General features: G+C 71.8%; 1 protein-coding gene. It reads right to left on the bottom strand.

Annotated features, from left to right (window positions below; genetic code table 11):
- Positions 1-284 (bottom strand): hypothetical protein (locus tag ADL15_RS55515; RefSeq protein ID WP_232344281.1); only part of this gene is annotated, 284 nt, incomplete at its 3' end.
- Between the last annotated feature and the right edge of the window lie 17 nt (positions 285-301).

The raw sequence follows: 301 nt of genomic DNA, 5'->3' as shown, positions 1-301 counted from the left end.
AGGAGATTGACTTCTATCCCCGTAACCCCGACCACCAGCAGGGCCCCGGTCTGGGCGAGGGCGTCGAGAAAGTGGAAACGCCCGGCACGGTGGGGCGACAGCCATGCACTCAACCCGCGCCCGAGTGGGCGGACCCCCCACGGCTCCCCCGGCCGCTCCACGGGCACGCTGCGGAGGGGAAGCGGCAGGAGATCGACTTCTACCCCCGTGACCCCGCCCAGCAGGAGGACCCCGATCTGGTCGACGGCGGCGAGCAGGTGGTCCTGGCCGGCCTGCTTGGGCAAGACCCACGCCGCCAGGC

Origin of the sequence: Actinoplanes awajinensis subsp. mycoplanecinus, assembly GCF_001509495.1 — a bacterium.
Taxonomy (GTDB): domain Bacteria; phylum Actinomycetota; class Actinomycetes; order Mycobacteriales; family Micromonosporaceae; genus Actinoplanes; species Actinoplanes palleronii.
This window is presented reverse-complemented; position numbering and strand designations above follow the sequence as displayed.